Raw genomic sequence first — 19,150 nt, 5'->3', positions numbered from 1 at the left:
GATTGACGGGAGTAGAGAGACATCATGCGTTTTGCCATGACGCATTATTCATGCCGCAGCGCCTCGATGGGGTTCAACTGCGCTGCCCTTCTCGCCGGGAAATAGCCGAAGATCATGCCGATCGCCGCGGAGAACAGGAAGGCGACGGCAACCATCAGGGGGCTGAAGACGAAGGGGACTTTCAGCAACGTCACGGCGCCGAAACCGAGGCTCAAGCCCAGCACGATCCCGGTGATGCCGCCGAACAGCGACAGCGCCACCGCTTCGACCAGGAACTGGGTGAGCACCTGGCTTTCGAGCGCGCCGATCGCCAGGCGGATGCCGATTTCGCGGGTGCGCTCGGTGACGGAGACCAGCATGATGTTCATGATGCCGATGCCGCCGACGAGCAGGCTGATCGCCGCGACGGCACCGAGCAGGCCGGTCAGCAGCGTCGTGGTGCCGGTCATCGCCTCGGCGATCTGGGTCATGTCGTTGACGTTGAAATCGTCCTGGCGGCCGGGCACGATCTTGCGGCGCTCGCGCAGAAGATTTTCGACATCGGACTGCACTTTGGCTGTGGAGACGCCGTCGCGCGCCGAGATGATGATCTGCGGCACGTTGCTGTTGCCGCTGATGCGTCGCTGGAACACCTTGACCGGCATGATGACGACATCGTCCTGGTCGTTGCCCATGCCGGACTGGCCGCGCTTGGCAAGCACGCCGATGACCGGGCATGAGACCTTGCCGACGCGGATCTGCTGGCCGGTGGGGTCGGCGCTGCCGAAGAGCTGCGAGCGCACCGTCTCGCCGATGATGCAGCGCGCCTGGCCGCGTTCCTCGGCTGGGGTGAAATTGCGGCCGAGCGCCAGGTTCCAATCCTGTGCGATGAAATAATCGTTGGTGGTGCCGGAGACGCTGGTGGAATGGTTCTGGCCGCCGAAAATCACGGTCGCCGTCGACTGGTTGAGCGGCGCCACCGCTCGCAGACCAGTGATCTGGTCACGGATGGCCGCGACATCCTTGACGCTGAAACGCTTGGCCTCGGAACTCGCCCGGCCGGGGCCGAACTGGCCGGGACGGACGAACAGCATGTTGGTGCCGAGCCGCGACAGCTCGGTCGAGACCTGCGCGGTCGTGCCGTTGCCGATCGTCACCAGCGCGATGACAGCGGCAACGCCGATGACGACGCCGAGCACGGTCAGGAACGAGCGCAGCATGTTGCGGCTGATGGCCCGCAGCGCCAGCTTCAGCGTCTCAAAGAACATGATCCGCCCTCCTCCGGTGCTCGACCTCAGTCTCCAGCTTGCCGTCGACGAAACGCAGCAGCCGCTGCGCATAGGCGGCGATATCGGGCTCGTGGGTGACCATGACGATGGTGATGCCCTGCTCGCGGTTCAGCCGCGTCATCAGATCCATGATCTCGACGCTGGTCTTGGTGTCGAGATTGCCAGTGGGCTCGTCGGCGAGGAGCAGCGCCGGCTCGGTGACGATGGCGCGGGCGATGGCGACACGCTGCTGCTGGCCGCCTGACAGTTCCTGCGTCTTGTGATGTTCGCGCCCGGTGAGGCCGACGAGCGCTAAGGCCTCGCGGGCTCGCTCGCGCCGCTCGCGCACCGCCATGCCGCGATAGATCAACGGCAGCTCGACGTTCTCGACGGCCGAAGTGCGCGACAGGAGGTTGAAGCCCTGGAAGACGAAGCCGAGCATGTGGCGGCGCAGCAGCGTCAGCTGGCTGCGGTCGAAGCCGCTGGTCGGAATGCCTTCGAAGATGTAGTCGCCGGCACTCGGCACGTCGAGGCAGCCGAGAATGTTCATCGCCGTCGACTTACCGGAGCCAGACGGCCCCATGATCGCGACGAATTCATGGGCGTTGATCGCAAGGTCGACGTGGTCGAGCGCGCGGATCGCCGCCTCGCCCTCGCCGTAGATTTTCGAGACCTGCCTGAATTCGATGAGCGGCGGGCTTGCCATCCGTCTCTCCGCCTAATTCGCACGCGTCGTGGCGTCGGTCACCAGTGCGTCGTTTTCCTTGATGTCGCCGGAGACGACCTGGGTGAACTGGCCGTCGGATGAACCGACCTGGATGACAACAGGCGCCGGGCGACCGTTGCGCAGCACCCAGACGCGGCGCTCAGCGCCCTTCAGCGCCGGACCGGCATTGTTGTTGCGCTGGCGCGGCGGGCCGAAGAGGCCGAAAATACCGCGGCCGCGCCTTTCCGCCTGTGCCGGGGCGTAGCGCAGCGCCGCGTTCGGCACCATCAGCGTGTCCTTGACAGCCTCAACGGTGACATCAGCCGTTGCCGTCATGCCGGGGCGCAGCAGCAGATCGGCATTATCGACCGACAGGACCGCCTTATAGGTCACGACATTGTTGACCACTTCGGAGGCGAAGCGGATCTGCTCGATCTCGGCGGGAAAGGTGCGGTCGGGATAGGCGTCGACTGTGAATTTCGCCTTCTGGCCGACAGCGATCTGGCCGACATCGGCCTCGTCGACATCAACCTGTAGCTCCATCTTCTTCAGGTCGCCGGCGATGGTGAAAAGGATCGGCGCCGAAAGCGAGGCTGCGACCGTGGCGCCCGGATTGACGGAGCGTGTGAGGATGACGCCGTCAATCGGCGATATGATTTTCGCTTTGGCGAGATTGACCTCAGCCAGTTGCAGGTCGGCTTCCGAGGCCAGGACCTCGGCCTCGTTGATCTGCTTGGCGGCGACGGCGGAATCATATTTGTAACTGGCGTCGTCGAGGCTCTGCTGGGTGGAGACGTTGCTTCTGACCAGGCTCTTCAACCGCTCGAGCGAGGTACCTGCCGATTGCATATCGGCATTGGCCTTGACGACGTTCGCCTTGGCCGAATTGAGCTTGGCGCGCGAGCTCTTCACATCCGCCTCGAGCTTGTTGGTATCGAGGAGAGCGAGCACTTCGCCTGATGTGACCGTGCTGTTGTAATCGACGTTGACGTCGCGAACCGTGCCGGAAAGCTCGCTTGATATGTCCACCTGCTCGGTCGGCTGCACGGAGCCGGTGGCAGTGACGAGCACCGTCAGGTCACCGCGTTTTGCTGGCTGGGTGTCATAGCTCAATTCGCTTTGCCCACGGCCCATATAGAAATAAGCGGCGACTGCGGCAGCAGCGATGAGGATCAGCAGGATGAGCAGGCGTCCGCGCCAGCGGCTGCGCTTGCCCTGCCGTCCCGATGCAGCAAGGACCGCGGCGAGATCGGACGCTGCGCCTGTCTTTGCTCCGGTTTCGCTGCCGCTTACGATCTTGTTCATGTCGTCCTCAATCAGTCAGTGGCCGCTTGCGGCCTCTGCGACGAAATAATCACAGTGCAGATGAACCGGCGATTAGCGTTGCCGCCGAACTGGCACGGAATTGCGGATGGGTGAAATGAAATATTGGTAAGAAAAGTCAAGTTTCGGTGCGATTGAGCATGTCGCGCAAAACTGTGCGGAGGTTTTGCGATAACGACATGCGGCAAATCAAAGATCTAAAGCGTGGCAAGCGATCTCGATCGCGACGCGCTTCAGCGCCCATCAATTCGTATCCTCGGCAAATTGGCCCGCGCCGGGCAAAGGATGCAGCCACGGTTCACGCCGCTTGATCCAGACTTCATAGCCGGGCGCAAGGTCGGTCGGCGGAGTGTCTAGGGACCCCAGGCGGATTTCCGCCTCGTCTTCCCTGAGGCAGAAAAGCCTGCCGCCGCAGGTGGGGCAGAAGCTGCGGCCGGCGAAAGTGGCGATCTCGCCGCTGTGGGAAAAAGCCTGGCGCGGCCAGACCGCGAAGAAGACGAAGGCGGAGCCGCTCGATTTGCGGCAATCGGCGCAGTGGCAAAGGCCGGTGCGCAACGGCTCGCCCTCCACACGATAGGCGACCGCCCCGCAAAGGCAGCTTCCGGTTCGGATCCTCATGGTGGGCCGTCAGGCGTCGAGATTGGTCGGCAGGCTCGGCGGGCGCCGCTTTGCGGCCATCAACAGGTCGAGTTCGGTGGCCGATGGGCCGAACTTGTCGTAGAGGCGCTTTGCCTCCTTGTCGTCCAACCGGTATTTCCTGGCAAATTCGCCGATGCTGTAGGGGCGGCCACGCAACACTCTTCGCGCCGGGGTCGCCGTATTCGGTGCGTCGGTCATAGGTTTCTCCTTTCGTCACGTCCCCTTTAAGCTAGTGCGACCTGTCGATTTGGAAAGAGCCGGCGCGCCTCGTCCAGGCTTCAGGCATGGGGGAATGCGGTTGTTTTCCTGGAACCTTTTCGCCGTTATGCGCATTTTCGGACCGAGGTTGCGGGCCGCGCCAAGCGGACGCGGCGGTGCTGGAGAACATCGGGATTTTTCCGCTTTCTCCCGATGGTCAACGAAATGGCAGTCGAGCTCCCGACCCGCCCGGTTCGCTTCCTTATCTCCTTCTTTTCGAGCGGAGATCACGAAATATTAAAATCCGGAACACATCCGCTGGGAGCCGGTTTTCCCATCGAGGTCGACGTGGCCTCGTTCAAACCCAAGGAGAACCGAATGGCAAACCAAGGTGGAACCCATGAACAGCACGTCAAAGCTGGACAGCAGAGTCACAAGAACGACTCTAATGCCCGCAGCGCCTCAGTTGGCCGCGACGCGCAGTCCAGCGGAACCCGCGGCGGCAGCCATGAACAGCATGTAAAGGCTGGCCAACAAAGCCACAAGAACAGCCACTAAAGCTCTGTTCTTATATGAAATTCGGCCCGCGCTTCGGCGCGGGCCTTTGTTTTGGGCTTGTTACACGCATGTCGTTATCGCAAAACCGCTGCACACTTTTGCGCGCCATGCTTTAGGACAGACGCCGGCCGTCCTCGCCGAAGAGGTGCAGTACGTCGGGATCGAGATGCAGCGGCAGGCTGTCGCCTGATTTCATCCGCTGCTGGCCGGCAAAGACAGCGATCAGCTTCTTCCCGCCTGCGTCGGCATGAACCACCGTCTCCGAGCCCAGCTCTTCGACAAGGGTGACGCGAGTGTCCAGCCTGCTCGCTGAGCCCTCGCCGGCAAGCGTGATATGTTGCGGGCGGATGCCGATGCTGACCCTTTCGCCAGCCGGGCGGGCCTCCTTGGCAATGACGGAAAGTCGATGGCCGCCGACGGTTTCGACCTCAGCGAAGCCGCCCCCGTGACCAACAATCGCACCTTCGAGGAAATTCATGTGCGGCGCGCCGATGAAGCCGGCGACGAAGCGGTTGGCCGGCTTGTTGTAAAGTTCCAGCGGTGTTCCCACTTGCTCGATCCTGCCGCTTCTCAAGACGACGATGCGGTCGGCAAGCGTCATCGCCTCGACCTGATCATGGGTGACATAGATCATCGTCGCCTTCAGGCGGGCGTGAAGGGCCGCCAGTTCGGCCCGCATGCTGACCCTGAGTTCGGCGTCGAGATTGGATAGCGGCTCGTCGAGCAGGAAGGCATCCGGCCGCCGCACGATGGCGCGGCCGATCGCCACGCGCTGGCGCTGTCCGCCAGAGAGCTGGCCCGGACGGCGCTGCAGGAAAGGCTCGATCTCCAGCATGCGCGCAGCGTCCATGATGCGCGCTTCGATCTCGGCTTTGGCCACCTTGGTGTTCTCGAGCCCGAAGGCGAGGTTTTCCCTGACACTCATATGCGGATAGAGCGCATAGGACTGGAAGACCATGGCCAGGCCCCGATCGGCGGCGCTGATAGCGGTAACATCCTTGCCGTCGATGGCAATGTTGCCGCCAGTCGGCTTATCGAGGCCGGCGATGAGGCGCAGCAGCGTCGATTTCCCGCAGCCGGAAGGGCCGACGAAAGCGACGAACTCGCCGTCGTTGACATGAAGCGAGACATCGCGAATGACCTCGACGGCGCCGAAATTCTTGACGATGTTCGTGAGTTCGAGCCCGCTCATGCACCCTCCTGTTTTTATATGTAAGCCGGTCTATTTCAGCCCCGAGCCGGCGATGCCTGTGGTGATGAAACGCTGCAGGAAGACGAAGATCAGCACGACCGGGATCATCGAGACGACGGTCATGGCGAGGATGTAGTGCCATTGCACATTGAGCTCGCCGGCATAGACGTTAAGGCCGACCTGCAGCGTATAGAGTTCCTTGCGCGAGAGCACGATCAGCGGCCAGAGGAAGTCGTTCCAGCGCCAGACGACCGAGAAGATCGCCAGCACTGCGAGAGCCGGCGCAGACAGCGGCAGGATGATGCGCCAGTAAATCTGCCATTCGCTGGCCTTGTCCATGCGCGCGGCGTCGAGCAATTCGTCGGGGATCGTCAGCATGTATTGCCTGAGCAGGAAGACTCCCGTCGGGGTGGCGACCGTCGGCAGGATGACGCCCCAGAGGCTGTCGAAGAGGTTCAGCGTGCCGATGACGGAATAGAGCGGCACGACGATGACCGAAAGCGGCACCATCAGCGTCGCCAGGATCATCAGCATGACGGCGGTGCGGCCAGGGAACTGGTATTTCGACAGCGCGAAGGCGGCCATGGAATTGACGAGCAGCGTAATGGCCGTCGCCACGACGGTGACGAAGACGGAGTTGCGCAGGAACAGGAAGAAATCGAAGCGCTGGAAAGGTTCGGTGTAGTTGCCGCCGGCAAATTCGACCTGGCGCACCGGCGTGCGGTCCTTGATATTCGCCTTGACGATTTCGCCCGGCTGTTTCGGATCGACCATCTGGCCGATGATGCCGATGCGGCGGACTTCAGCGAGCACACGCGTGCTGCCATCCGGCATTGCGACATTATAGAGCGGCAACGGCTTGTCGTATCCCGGCACCACTGCCTGTTCGGTGACATAGGGCAGGAAGGAGGGCGGGAACTCGGCAAGGGCCGCCGGCGTCTTGAAGGAGGAGAAGACCAGCCAGACGGCCGGGCCGAACATCAGGAAGACGCCTGAGATCAGCCAGATCCAGGTGACGACATCCGTCCAGTGCCAGCCTCGGCCGCGGCGGCGGAGCAGAAACGCAGAGACTGCGCTCATCGGCGTGCTCCCTTCTTCTCGTTGCGGCTGCTGACGCCGAGCTGGACCAGCGTCAGGATGACGAGCACGATGCCCATCAGGATCGAGGCGGCGGAAGCCAGCCCCGGATTGCGCAGCGAACTCGCAAAGCCGGTCTCGTAGATATACTGGGTGATGTACATGGTGCTGGTGCCCGGCCCGCCGCCGGTCAAAACGAAGACCTCGTCGAAGATCTGCACGGCGCGGATCAGCGCCAAGACCAGCACGACGACGAGGTTCGGCATCAGAAGCGGCAGGGTGATGCGCCGGAAGATGCGGGTCGGACGGGCGCTGTCCATCGCCGCCGCCTCGTAGAGATCGCGCGGGATCGCCTGCAGGCCGGCGAGCAGGATCAGCGCATAAAAGCCCATATGCGCCCAGACCGAGACGAAGACGGCGAAGAAGAAGGCCCAGAAACGATCGCTGAGCCAGGAGAAGGGCTCGAAGCCGAAGGGGCTCAGCGCATAGTTCAGCAGGCCCTCGCGCTGCAGGATCCATTTCCAGATCAGGCCGACGACGACGGGCGACAGCAGCACCGGGAAGAAAAAGACGGCGCGCCAGAAGCCGCGATTGGAAAGCTCGCGGTTGAGGATCAACGCGGTTGCGAGCGCCGCGATCAGCATCACCGTGACCTGAAAGACGACGAAGACGGCGGTGTTGCGCACGGCCGCCCAGAAAGTGTCGGCGGCACAGGTCGAGGGATCGAGATAGCTGCGGCAATCGAAGAGGATGCGGTACTGGTCGGCGCCGACATAGGTCCTGTTCTGCAGGAAGATGGCGCTGCCGCTCGTCGTCGAATAGATGAAGTTGATGACCAGCGGCAGCAGCACGAAGACAGTGAAGATCAGCATGTTGGGCGCCAGGAAGACGCCCGCCATGCCGTTCAGCCCGGTCAGTTTCTGCCAGCCACGCATGGGAATGTCGACGATCCCCATGGCAAGCCGGACAGGCGCCAAGAGCGCCTGCCGCAGACCGGTTCTCGCCGGTGGTTCAGAAGAAACCGTCTTCGCCGTCATCTGTTCTTCCGTCAGTTGCCGGCGACCTTGGCCTTGATGTCCTCGTCGATGCGGGCATAGGCGTCGTCGAGCTTCATTTCGCCGGCGATCACCTGGCTGATGCGGGCGACGATGGCGCTGTAGTAGGCATCCGACCACTTCCAGCCCGGCAGCTTCATGGCGGGTGCCGCCGTCTGGCCGGCCGCTTCGACGAAGGCCTTCAGCGCCGCCTGCACATGCGGATTGTCGGTCTTGAAGTCCATCTGGCCGGCGGCGACGCCCTTATGCGCGGGAATGAACAGGCTGCGTTCGGCAAATTCCTTCTGCACGTCGGCACCTGCCAGGTAATCCATCACCTTGGCGACGTCCTTCGGGTTCTTGGTGTATTTGACGGCAACCAGACCGGCGCCGCCCTGCATGCCGGAGCATGCGGCCGAACCGCAGGGGCTTCCCGCCATCACCCAGTCGAAACTGTCGCCGATCTTCTGGGCGAAGCCCGAGACCTGCCAGCTGCCCGAATAAAGATAGGCAAGGCCGCCATTGATGAAGTCCTCGGCGGCAGAGCGGTAAGTGGTGCCGGCAGCACTGACCCAGACATCCTTGTTGACGATGCCGTCCTCGTTCCACTTGACGAAGCGGCTGAGGAACTCCTTGGCGCCCTGATCGATCGGTGCCGGCTTGCCGTCGGCGGCGATATAGTTGGCGCCGTAGGAGATATTCGGGCCGGAAACGCGGTGGCCGGAGCGGTCGATCGCCATGGCGAAGACCTTCTGGCTGTCGGCGACCTTCTTGGCCGCCGCCGCCCAGTCGTCCCAGGTGGCTTTCGGGCCGGGGATCTCGACGCCGGCCTGCTCGAACAGCGTCTTGTTGACGAAGCCGCCGGTCAGCGTCAGCTGCGTCATGAAGCCGGTGATGGCGTTCGAGCCGTCCGGACGCATCCAGTCGGCCTGGGCGCCGAAATTATCCTCCCAATATTTCGCGTCGGTGAGGTAGGGGCGAAGATCGAGCCAGTGCTGTGCCGGCGCCTTCAGATTGGTGAGGCGGGCGATATCCGGCCCCTGCCCGGCTTCGAGCTGCACCGGCAGCTGTTCCTTGACGACGTCGTAGGAGACTTCGTCGAGGATGACGTTGACGTCAGGATTGGCCTTGGAGAAGCGCGACAGCAGATCCTTGATCACCTCGCCTTCGCCGCCATCGGAATACCACATGATGCGCACGTCGCCGGCATGGGCGGCAACGGAACTCAAGAGAACAGCAGCAAAAGCCGCGCCGATCGATTTCATTCTGGTCATTTTTTCCTCCTCTTGATCGAACAATTCCTGCGTCTGGCCGGTCCTCCACCTGCCGGACACGTCGTCTACGAGGCCGCGCGCCGAGGCTGCCTGGCCGGTATCTTCAGATGTACCGCGTCTCCTCGCACCGACCAGTCCGGCGGGCGAAGAATACGGCCTTCGGCACGCACGGTGCCGTCCTCTTCGAAAACGACCCGGCCATAATCCGGATCGATAACGATCAATGCGCCCTCGTCGTCGCGGCGGGCCGAAAGCGTAGCGAAACGCGCCTGCATGCCGTCAAGGCCAACCTCACGCCCGACATCGGAGAGACGGACGATCCAGCGGCCGTTGCGGCCGGCCAGACGCAGCTCGATATCCGTCGTCGGGCCTTGCTTTACCGGCTCCAATGCGCCGTTGCCGATCAGCATCGCAATGCCGTTGCCGGAACGGGCGAACGCCAGATTGCCGTCAACCACCGTGTCGTCGAAAGCCTCGAGCGGGAACCAGGCATGGGTGAAATCCGGCTGGCCCTCATGGATCTCGAAATCGAGGATCGCCAGATCGCGATACTGGTGCACGCGCGGCAATGTCCCGCAGCCGCCCCAGAAGCTCGGCCGGCCATAACCGAACTGGATGGTTTCGCCGGGATGGTTGATCCAGATCTGCGCTTCCGGCCGGTCGCCCAGACGCAGATGCAGCACGGTTTCCTGATAGCCCCAGGCGCCGGGACGATAATGGGCGATGGTGCCGAGCGCGGTGTCACGGGTCTTATAATGATAGAGGGCAGCGAAACGGTTTTCGCCCTGGGAAAAGGTCCATTCCTGCGCGTCGTCGGACTGGTGCGCCGCAATCGCCGCAAGTGCTTCTGGAAAACGCAGGCCATGATCGCGAATGCAGACGGCAAGCTGCGGCAAGGCGTGGACACGCCGGCCGTACCAGCCGCGGCCCCAGAGCAGCCGGGCGATGGCGGAGAGTTCGACCGAGCGGCCGGGGCGCAGCGTATGTTCGTAGGAGCGGCCCTGGCTACCGGTCAGCATGCCATGATGGGCCGAGCGGGCGACGATCTCCATCAGGCGGATGATGCTGGCGCTCGCGCGGTTGCGGATCGTCTCATCCGGCGCGCAGGCGGCGAGCGCCGTCAGGCCCTTGAGGTCGATCGGGAAATAGGGAACGGAATTCCACTCGGCCATTTCCCAGCGCTCGAAATGATCGAGCCAGGCGCGGACACGCTCTTCGCCGACCTGCATCTGCACGGCGCCGGTGCGGCCGGAGCGGACGAAGACGGCATCGGGGAAAAGCCTGCCACCGAGATAGGCGGCGGTATGGAAGAGAAGCGCGTGGTTTTCCGAAAAATACCACTGAACGTCGTTGCCGGGCTCATCCATCCAGTAGCGGTAATTGAGGACGGCGTGTTCGATCCTGTCGCGCAGCGCAGGTGATAGCAGATCGCTCCAGCGCGTATAGGCAAAGAGCAGCGGCACCAGCACGAAATCGGCGCAGTCGTGGCAATCCTCGATAACAGGCAGCATGGCCGAGATCATGGCCTCGGTTTCCTCGCCGCCCTGCCCCAGCGCGAGGCGCGCGAAAGCACAGACCGTGTCGGGCTCGGAATGGCCGGCGACCTCGGCCAGCGCCTCGGCGACGCGGTCCTCAAGGGCGGCGGGTGCCTCGCCCTGGCGCTCGGGATGACAGATCTCCACGCCGAGCGTGCGACCGAGAGAAAGCGCACCTGTTTTGAACGTAATCCGGAAATGGCGGAAATCGGCGGGCATATCGGCCGAGGCGCCGAGCGCCAGTTTCGTTGCTCCCGCTTCCAGCTCGAAATCATAGTCGAAGCGCTCGATCGACATGAAGTCGCCTTCGATCTCGACATGGCAGCTCAGCGCCACCGGCAGCGGCGCGGGAAAAAGGATGGTCACGTCGTCGCCGAGATAGGCGGTGCGGTCGAAGCGCATGCCTTCGAGGATGACCTCCAGCGCATCCGCATCGCCGGCGGCGATGGGAACAGGCACGACGGTCTCAACTTCCGGTCCATCGACATAATCCAGCTGGAAATAGAAGCGAGCGTCGCGCTCGGCGAGATCGTCGAAATAGACGCGGATCTCGTTGAGGCCGGCGGCCAGCTCGACCTCGAACAGCTGCTCGGCTTCGAGATTGCGCTCATAAGGCGCCATGAAGCCCTGCTCGCGGCCATTGACGAAGAGGATCGCGCCACCGCAGGTCGACAGACGGAGCGTCGCGGCCCCAGCAGACTGGACATCGAGGAAGGTGCGCGCCCAGCAGCCGATGCGTGTCGGGCGGAACCAGAAGCCGGAGAGATCGACACGCGGGGAAGCAAAGGGAAGCCACCAGCGGACAGCTTCGAATTCGGCAGCCGGTTGCGGCCGCCGGCCGGAGAAGGACTTTTTGAATTCGGTGCGGCAGGGATATTCATGCGGAATGAAGTTCTTCGTCTTGGTGACGAAGAAGAAGGGATCCATGCTGCCGTCCATCGGACGGTCGGCGACGTCATAGCGCTCCTGCCACAGGTCGGCGAGCTGCCAGTAGACGATCGGGCTTTCCTTCACCGTTGCACGGCGGAGATGAGATTGCTGCTCGGCGGTCATGCTTCAGCCCGCCCGAGAACAGCTAGAGCATGAGGTCGTCCGAAAACCGCTCACACTTTTCGGCATCATGCTCGATCCTTGGGACGCCGGGTAAAACGCCGACGCATGGACTGGCGGTCTAGCCACATTTCAAAGCCTCCCTGCTCTGCCGCTTGCCGCGGACTCCTCAGCAACAATTGTGCATAGGCATTCCATTTGCGCAATCTGAAAGATTTTTGCATAGTAACAGACAGCGAGGAGACGACATGGCGGCGGAAGAGAAAAAAGGCAGGCGCACGCGCCTCGACGACATTGCCGCCCGATGCGGCGTCTCGATCAGCACGGTGTCGCGTGCGCTGGCCGGCGAAAAGGGCGTCAGGCCGGAGATCCGCAAGCTGGTGCTGGAAACGGCAAGTGCGGTCAGCTACGCGCTGCCGGCCAGCGTTGCCGGCAAGAAGGTCATGCTCGTCGCCTCCGGCGCGGCGATGATCGACTATGTCCGCAACCAGTTCACGCTCTATGTGCTCGAAGGATTGAACGCGCGTGCCGCCGCCCTCGGCATCGAACTGGCGATGCGCCCCATTGCCGGCAAGGGGGATGAAGCCCGCGTCGTCGCCGAGATGCGTGACGATCCGAGCTTTGGCGGCATGCTGATCCTGACCGTCGACGAAGAGGAGATGCTGGCAGCGGCCGCTGATCTCGGAAAGCCCGTCGTGCTGGTCAACAGCGACGATCCCTATATGCGGCTTTCGAGTGTTACGCCCTGCAACCGTTCAGCCGCCTTCATCGCTGCCGAGCGGCTGATCAAGGCCGGGCATCAACGCATCCTGTTCATGCTGAGGCCGGGGCGGCGGACCATCGAGCGGCGCCTTGAGGGCTGGCGCGATGCCCTGCAGCATCATGGGCTGACGGCCGATGCCGATCTGGTGCTCGAAGTCGATGACTGGCTGCCGGAACTCGGCGCCGAGGCCGTCACCCGTCTTGTCCGCGAGAAAGGCCTCACCTTCACCGCCATCCTGACGGCGGGCGACAGTCTGGCCAATGGCGCGGTGCGCGGATTGCAAGCCATGGGTTATGCCGTGCCGCAGGACATCTCGGTGATGGGCATAGACGACCTGCCGCAGTCGGCCTTTCTCAATCCGCCGCTCTCGACGGTGCATATTCCGATGCGCGAACTCGGCGCCACCGCGCTCGATCTTTTGCGCGACATGATGCTCGGCCTTGCTGCCCCACGGCGGCGGGTCGAGCTTGCCTGCCATCTTGTCGAAAGGGGCAGCGTTGCGGCTGTCCGCATCCCTGCCGCAACGGCGGGCCGCTGAACCCACACCGCGATCGAGGATATCAAGCCTCGATAAAACTCGCCTCAAACAGTTCACGCGCATAGGCATCATGCGTGGTGCCGGCTTGCAGATCCGCTTTTGTGAGCTCGTCGACGAAGCAACCGTTCTTCATGATCAGCACCCGGTCGCACATATGGGCGATGACTGCGAGGTCGTGGCTGACAAGCAGATAGGTCAGGCCCTTTTCCTCGCGCTGATCGGCAAGCAGGTTGAGGATTTCGGCCTGGACCGAGACGTCGAGCGCCGATGTCGGCTCGTCGAGCAACAGGATGGGCGGCGACAGGATCAGGGCCCGGGCGATTGCCACCCTCTGCCGCTGGCCGCCGGAAAGCTCATGCGGAAAACGGTTTGCGAAGCTCGCCGGCAAACCCACCTGGATCAACGCCCTCTCGACCTTCGACCAGATATCCGAATGGCGCATGGCGCGCAGCGGCTCGGCCAAGGCGGTGCCGATACGATGGCGCGGATGCAGGGATCCGTATGGGTCCTGAAACACCATCTGGGCAAATTTCAGCTCCTCGCGGGAGCGCTTCTTGCCGATCGGTTTGCCGCCAAGCTCGATGTGACCGGTCCAGCCGGCCTCCATGCCGGCGAGACACCGCAGCACCGTTGATTTACCGCATCCGGATTCACCGACAATGCCAAGCGTCTCCCCCTGGCCAACCTGAAAACTGATGCCCCTGACGACATGGTTGCTTGATTTGCCGGAGGCAAAGACGACATCGAGGTCACGCACATTGATCATTGCGCCGTCTCCAGATCGAGTTTCGTCCTGTCGAGAACCGCAAGCCGGCGAACCGGTTTCCTGGGGTCGGGCAGCGCAGCGATCAGCCCGCGGGTATAGGGATGGCGCGCCTCCTCGAGACGGGTCAGCGTTTCCACGATCCGGCCGGCATACATGACGATGATGCGCTCGCAAAAAGCTGCCACCATGCGAATGTCATGGCTGATCAACAGCAGTCCGGAATTGTTCTCGCGCACCAGTTCATCAAGCAGCAGCAGCACGTCCTTGCGGACGCTGACATCAAGCGCCGAGGTCGGCTCGTCGGCGATGACAAGCTTCGGCCGCGCCAGCAGCATCATGGCGATCATCACGCGCTGGCCCATTCCGCCCGAGATCTGATGCGGATAAAGCGCCATGACCCGCTCCGCATCGCTGATGCGCACGCGCTCCAGCATGGCGCGGGCAGCCTCATGCGCCTGTTTCTTATGAAGACCGAGGTGAAGGCGGGCGGCTTCGGCGATCTGTTTGCCGATCGAAAGCACCGGATTCAGCGAATAGCGCGGATCCTGCATGATCAGCGCGATGTCCTTGCCGCGCAGCGCACCCATCTGACGTTCGGTCTTCGACAGCAGTGAACTGCCGGCGAGATCCAGACGCTCGGCAGAGACCACCGCGGCCGGCGGCAGAAGACGCATGATGGCGCGACCAGTCGTCGACTTGCCGGAACCGGATTCTCCGACGATCCCGACGCGTTCGCGCCCGACGTCGAAACTGACATTGGAGACGGCGGGCACGGCACCCCGGCCGAAACGGACGCTCAATCCTTCGACGGAAAGAACGGGCTGCAGATCACGATCTTGCATGGCGAGGATCCAGAATGTCGCGCAGAGCATCTCCGGCGATGTTGAAGGCAAGGCTGGTGAGGAGGATGGCGATACCCGGCATCACGGCAACCCACCAATAATCCAGCATGAACTTGCGGCCGCTGGAGATCATCGCGCCCCATTCCGGGGCCGGCGGCTGGGCGCCAAGCCCGAGGAAGCCAAGCGAAGCTGCGGTCAGAATGATACCCGCCATGTTGAGCGTCAGGCGAACGATGACCGAGGGAACGCACATGGGCGCGATATAGAGCAGAAGAATGCGCATCGGCGAGGCGCCATAAAGGCGGGCGGCGACCACGTAGTCGGCGTTTCTGACGACAAGGGCCTCAGCGCGCGCGAGCCTCGCAATCGGCGGCCATGCGGTCAGCGAGATTGCGATGATTGCCGTGGTCAAGCCCGCGCCGAGTGCCGCAGCAAAAGCCAGAGCCAGGATCAGCGACGGGAAAGAGAGAACGATGTCGGTGGCGCGCATCAGCAGCGCATCGGTGCGCCCTCCGAAGAAACCGGCAACGACGCCGATCAACAGGCCGATCGGCCCGACGATCAAGGAGATCGACAGCACGGTCTGGATAGTGATGCGCGTGCCGAAGATCAGGCGGCTCAAGATGTCGCGGCCAAATTCGTCCGTGCCTGCCAGGTGCGCGAGGCTCGGCGGCTGCAAGGCCTCGCCAAGCGACTGTATGGCCGGATCGTAAGGCGCCAGGAGCGGCGCGAAGATCGCGATCAAGCAAAGCAGACCGAGGATGACAAACCCTCCAAGACCAAGCGGCTCGGCCGCCAATTTGCGGCCGGCGCGCGCAAACGACGCCGCGATACGGGTCGACACACTTGGAGGGCGGATCTGAATCTCGCTGCGGATGACATCGCTCATCGGGCCGCCTCCCGCATGCGCGGATCAAAGACGGCGTAAGCGACGTCGGCCAGGAAGTTCAACAACATGAAAATGAATCCCACAATGATGGTGCCGGCGACAATGGCGTTCATGTCGCCGATCATCAGCGCGTTGGTCATGTACTGGCCAATGCCCGGCCAGGAGAAGACGATCTCGGTCACGACAGCGCCCTCGAGCAGACCGCCGTAGGATATGGCAAGGATGGTGATCAGCTGCACCGCAATGTTCGGCAGGACGTGGTGCCAGATCGTGCCGAGCGGGCTCACACCCTTGGCTCGGGCCGCGATGACATAATCCTGGCTCAACTGTTCCAGGGTGAAGCTGCGTGTCATGCGGGTGATGTAGGCCATCGCCGCATAGGCAAGGATGACGGCCGGCAGAATGATATGGCCGAGCGCATTCCAGAAGATTTCCGTCTCGCCCTGCAGCAGGCTATCGATCAACAACAGGCCGGTTTTCGGCGTGACGAGGCCTTCATAAAAGACATCGATCCTGCCCGGCCCGCCGACCCAGTTGAGGCCGGCATAGAAGATGACGAGCCCGACGATGCCGAACCAGAAAACCGGGATCGAATGACCGACGAGCGCGACCACGCGGGCCGTCTTGTCGATGAAGCTGTCGCGAAACAGCGCCGCGACCAACCCCAGCGGGACACCGACGAAGGTCGAAATGATCACCGCTAGCGTCGCGAGTTCGAACGTTGCGGGAAAAGCTTGGGCAAGGTCTGAAGAAACGGGATTGCCGGTGAGGACGGCCGTGCCAAAATCACCATGCGCCAGCCCGTTGAGATAGAGGAAAAACTGCTGGTAGATCGGCAGATCGAGCCCCAGGCGCGCCCGCATCGCCGCATAGGCGGCGGGATCGGCGAGCTCACCGACAATCGCACCGACCGGATCGGTGGGCAAGACGCGGCCGATCACGAAGGTCACACATAAGAGGATGAATAGGCTGACCAGCAAATGCGCCAGGCGTCGGCCAAATTCGGCTACGGAGAGTTCCTTCATGATCGGCTGTCCTGGGAGTATTACTGGGTTTCGACCTTGGTCACGTTCTCGAGACGCGTCAGCTGAGACGGATGCCCCACATATCCCTCGACCTTGCTGTTGAGGACGATCGGCTCGAAGCGCTCGAAGAGCGGAAGCACCGCCGGCTTCTGTTCGACGAACAGCTTCTGCATCTGAACATAGATTTCGCCACGCTTCTTGGCGTCCGGCTCCATCGATGCTTTCGCCGTCAGGGCCGTGAGTTCCGGGATGTCCCAGGCCGAGCGCCAGACGAAATTGCCGGCATTGTTGGCTTCCTTCGAGTTGTCGGGATTGGAGGAAAACTGCTCCATCGAGCCGAGGACGTTCGGCATATAGGCGCTGGTCTGCGGGATCAGCAGATCGAAATCCCTGGCGCGATGGGCGGCGATGATTTCCGAGCCGTTGCCCTGCTGGATGGCGATCTTGATGCCGACCTGAGCAAGCGATGCCTGGATGGCGGTGGCAAGATCGATGCGCGGCGTTTGCGCGATGGTCTTCAGCGAAAGCGAGAAGCCGTCCTTGAAGCCTGCCTCGCTCAGCAGCTGCTTGGACTTTTCGACGTCGAGATGCCAATCGGGATTCGGGATGGCATATTCGAAATTCTCCGGAACGGGAACGTTTCTGGCCCGGCCGTAAGGACCCATGATGGTCTTTTCGATGCCCTTATAGTCGATGCCGTAGGCAATGGCTTCGCGAACCTTCGGGTTGGAGAGGTATTTGTTGCCGGCATTCATCGACAGCACGTAGAATCCGCCCGTCGGAATACGCTGGATGGCAAAGCCTTTCTTGCTCTGAAAGGTCGCGAGATCCGAGGCGGTCAAGGCGCTGGCAATATCAATATCGCCGCGTTCGAGCATCAGCCGCTCGACCTGGCTTTCAGGCACATGCCGGACGATGACGCGACGCATCTTCGGCGCGCCGGCCATATAGTCCTTATTCGCATCGAGGATCACCAGTTCGTTCGGAGACCAGCGATTGAGGGTGAACGGACCGGAACCGGCCGAATGGGTTCGCATCCAGGCGTTTCCGTAGTCGTTGTCGACGGCGTGGCTCTCGACCTCGACGCTGTCGACTACGCTGGTGGTGGTCGTCGTCAGCCGGTAAAGCAGAAGCTCTGCCGTCACCTGGTCGGAGAGATCGATCCGCACCGTCTGGTCATCGACGGCCTTGACGAGCTTTTCGACATTGTCCTTGTCGTAACCGACGCGCTTGAGGTTGGCGGCGGCGGCCTGGTCCATCTTCAGGAGCCGCGCCAATGAATAGACGACATCCTTCGAGGTGACCGGGTTGCCGGAGGCGAAATTGGCCTTGCGCAGCGTAAACGTGATGCCCTTGTCGTCAACCTTCCAGCTTTCCGCCAGCTGCGGAAGGATCTTACCATCAGCCGTGCTGGCGACCAGTCGATCGTAAAGATTCGACATGATCTCGACCGCCTTGCCTTCGGTCGCCTGCTGCGGATCCAGCGACAGAACCTGCGCAAGCGATGTGCCGACCACCAGCTGGTCCTGCGGGGTGGCAGCCTGCGAGAGCGGTGCAGCGATCGTCAGGGCGCCGATGACGGCGCCGACGAACAAGCCTTTAGAAAAATGCTTCATTGTCAGTCCTCCCTAGACTACTATAAAAGACATATTATGTCGCCCGTATGTCGTATTATGATTTATCGAAGTCTGATATGATTTGCAAGACCCGAGCGGGAGACTTGATGCAAAGGAATTGGGGAACGGACAATGACAACATTCGGCGGTGGTCGGCAAAGACTGGCGCAACAGGTCATCGATCAGCTGAGGGCGCAAATCGAGACGGGGACGCTGCGTGTTGGCGATCAGTTGCCGACCGAGCCGCAGCTTGAAGCGACATTCGGCGTCAGCCGTACCGTGGTGCGCGAGGCGATAGCCGATCTGCGGTCGGCAGGCTTCGTCAAGCCGATCCAGGGCAAAGGCGTTTTTGTCGCGGATCCGAAGGCGCATTCGGTTCTGTCACTGACGCCGGTGGAAATCAAAAGCATTCCGGAAACCCTGGAATTGCTGGAGTTTCGTATGGCGGCCGAGGGTGAAGCGGCGGCAATTGCCGCCTATCGCCGCACAGCCGAGCAGGAGGCGGCAATCCGTGAGGCCAACCGCAGAATGGCGCACCTGATCGAAACCGGACAGCAAACCGTGGAAGCGGATTACGCCTTCCACATGGCGATTGCCGCCGCCACGAACAACCGATTCTATGTCGATGTCCTGCGCCATTTCGGCCCTAGAGCCATCCCCCGCGGTCAGTTTCCGACACTGCCTGAGGCCAATGACCGCAGCTATCTTCAGAAGGTTTATGCCGAACATGTCGAAATCCTCTCGGCAATCGCCGATCAGGATCCCGAACGCGCCCGCCAGGCAATGCGCGCCCATATGCTGGCCAGCCAACGCCGCTACCGCATGCTTGCCGAGCAGCAATAGGGCTCGACACTCTTCAACATTCATATTATGTCATA

At 62.2% G+C, this 19,150-nt stretch carries 18 protein-coding genes; 3 read left to right on the top strand and 15 right to left on the bottom strand.

All coding sequences use genetic code 11. The features are described from left to right. Positions 1-44: 44 nt before the first annotated feature. From AC1ECN_RS20060 to AC1ECN_RS20040, 5 genes are all read right to left on the bottom strand, one after another. Entirely contained in the window at positions 45-1,247 is a 1,203-nt protein-coding gene (locus AC1ECN_RS20060; protein ID WP_130664562.1) for an ABC transporter permease, read from the bottom strand. After that, positions 1,237-1,953 carry an ABC transporter ATP-binding protein gene (locus AC1ECN_RS20055; RefSeq protein WP_003539566.1) on the bottom strand — a complete coding sequence of 239 codons (717 nt, stop codon included), beginning with the start codon at positions 1,951-1,953 and terminating at the stop codon, positions 1,237-1,239. Before AC1ECN_RS20055 ends, AC1ECN_RS20060 begins: the two co-directional genes overlap by 11 nt. 12 nt (positions 1,954-1,965) lie before the next feature. Beyond that, positions 1,966-3,258, bottom strand: coding sequence for an efflux RND transporter periplasmic adaptor subunit (locus tag AC1ECN_RS20050; RefSeq protein WP_130664561.1), 1,293 nt, complete (start codon positions 3,256-3,258; stop codon positions 1,966-1,968). A gap of 261 nt (positions 3,259-3,519) precedes the next feature. After that, a complete protein-coding gene (locus tag AC1ECN_RS20045; RefSeq protein ID WP_024321956.1) occupies positions 3,520-3,894 on the bottom strand; it encodes a GFA family protein in 375 nt (124 codons plus the stop codon). 9 nt (positions 3,895-3,903) lie between these two features. Beyond that, positions 3,904-4,113, bottom strand: a complete 210-nt coding sequence (locus AC1ECN_RS20040; RefSeq protein WP_018069607.1) for a hypothetical protein — start codon at positions 4,111-4,113, stop codon at positions 3,904-3,906. A gap of 378 nt (positions 4,114-4,491) precedes the next feature. Here AC1ECN_RS20040 and AC1ECN_RS20035 point away from each other — a divergent pair, with 378 nt between their 5' ends. Continuing rightward, positions 4,492-4,671, top strand: coding sequence for a hypothetical protein (locus tag AC1ECN_RS20035; RefSeq protein WP_024321955.1), 180 nt, complete (start codon positions 4,492-4,494; stop codon positions 4,669-4,671). 112 nt (positions 4,672-4,783) lie between these two features. Here AC1ECN_RS20035 and AC1ECN_RS20030 read toward each other — a convergent pair whose 3' ends face one another. From AC1ECN_RS20030 to AC1ECN_RS20010, 5 genes are all read right to left on the bottom strand, one after another. Next, positions 4,784-5,863, bottom strand: coding sequence for an ABC transporter ATP-binding protein (locus AC1ECN_RS20030; protein WP_075223859.1), 1,080 nt, complete (start codon positions 5,861-5,863; stop codon positions 4,784-4,786). A 30-nt stretch (positions 5,864-5,893) separates the two neighbouring features. Then, positions 5,894-6,943: a carbohydrate ABC transporter permease gene (locus AC1ECN_RS20025; protein ID WP_003539547.1), complete on the bottom strand. Its 1,050-nt coding sequence runs from the start codon at positions 6,941-6,943 to the stop codon at positions 5,894-5,896. After that, entirely contained in the window at positions 6,940-7,977 is a 1,038-nt protein-coding gene (locus AC1ECN_RS20020; protein WP_130672569.1) for a carbohydrate ABC transporter permease, read from the bottom strand. Before AC1ECN_RS20020 ends, AC1ECN_RS20025 begins: the two co-directional genes overlap by 4 nt. Positions 7,978-7,988: 11 nt before the next feature. Next, a complete protein-coding gene (locus tag AC1ECN_RS20015) occupies positions 7,989-9,248 on the bottom strand; it encodes an ABC transporter substrate-binding protein (RefSeq protein WP_130672568.1) in 1,260 nt (419 codons plus the stop codon). 65 nt (positions 9,249-9,313) lie between these two features. Further along, positions 9,314-11,836: a hypothetical protein gene (locus AC1ECN_RS20010; protein WP_130661561.1), complete on the bottom strand. Its 2,523-nt coding sequence runs from the start codon at positions 11,834-11,836 to the stop codon at positions 9,314-9,316. Positions 11,837-12,081: 245 nt separating this feature from the next. On the opposite strand from AC1ECN_RS20010, the gene AC1ECN_RS20005 reads away from it, so the two are divergent. Next, positions 12,082-13,134, top strand: coding sequence for a LacI family DNA-binding transcriptional regulator (locus AC1ECN_RS20005; RefSeq protein WP_130661560.1), 1,053 nt, complete (start codon positions 12,082-12,084; stop codon positions 13,132-13,134). Between the two features lie 22 nt (positions 13,135-13,156). Here AC1ECN_RS20005 and AC1ECN_RS20000 read toward each other — a convergent pair whose 3' ends face one another. From AC1ECN_RS20000 to AC1ECN_RS19980, 5 genes are read right to left on the bottom strand one after another with little or no spacing between them, the layout of a single operon-like run. Next, complete coding sequence (locus AC1ECN_RS20000; RefSeq protein WP_072638523.1) at positions 13,157-13,900, bottom strand: ABC transporter ATP-binding protein; 744 nt, start codon at positions 13,898-13,900, stop codon at positions 13,157-13,159. Next, a complete protein-coding gene (locus tag AC1ECN_RS19995) occupies positions 13,897-14,742 on the bottom strand; it encodes an ABC transporter ATP-binding protein (protein WP_130661559.1) in 846 nt (281 codons plus the stop codon). Before AC1ECN_RS19995 ends, AC1ECN_RS20000 begins: the two co-directional genes overlap by 4 nt. Further along, positions 14,729-15,631, bottom strand: a complete 903-nt coding sequence (locus AC1ECN_RS19990; protein ID WP_130661558.1) for an ABC transporter permease — start codon at positions 15,629-15,631, stop codon at positions 14,729-14,731. The genes AC1ECN_RS19995 and AC1ECN_RS19990 overlap by 14 nt, the downstream gene beginning before the upstream one ends. Next, entirely contained in the window at positions 15,628-16,656 is a 1,029-nt protein-coding gene (locus tag AC1ECN_RS19985) for an ABC transporter permease (RefSeq protein ID WP_130655502.1), read from the bottom strand. Before AC1ECN_RS19985 ends, AC1ECN_RS19990 begins: the two co-directional genes overlap by 4 nt. A 20-nt stretch (positions 16,657-16,676) precedes the next feature. After that, positions 16,677-18,272 carry an ABC transporter substrate-binding protein gene (locus AC1ECN_RS19980; protein ID WP_130672567.1) on the bottom strand — a complete coding sequence of 532 codons (1,596 nt, stop codon included), beginning with the start codon at positions 18,270-18,272 and terminating at the stop codon, positions 16,677-16,679. 132 nt (positions 18,273-18,404) lie between these two features. Here AC1ECN_RS19980 and AC1ECN_RS19975 point away from each other — a divergent pair, with 132 nt between their 5' ends. Then, a complete protein-coding gene (locus AC1ECN_RS19975) occupies positions 18,405-19,115 on the top strand; it encodes a FadR/GntR family transcriptional regulator (RefSeq protein ID WP_024321942.1) in 711 nt (236 codons plus the stop codon). Positions 19,116-19,150: the final 35 nt, after the last annotated feature.

The organism is Rhizobium sp. 01N447_2 (genome assembly GCF_056399245.1).
Note: the sequence above shows the minus strand (reverse complement) of the source record. Positions and strands in the feature narration are given on the sequence as shown.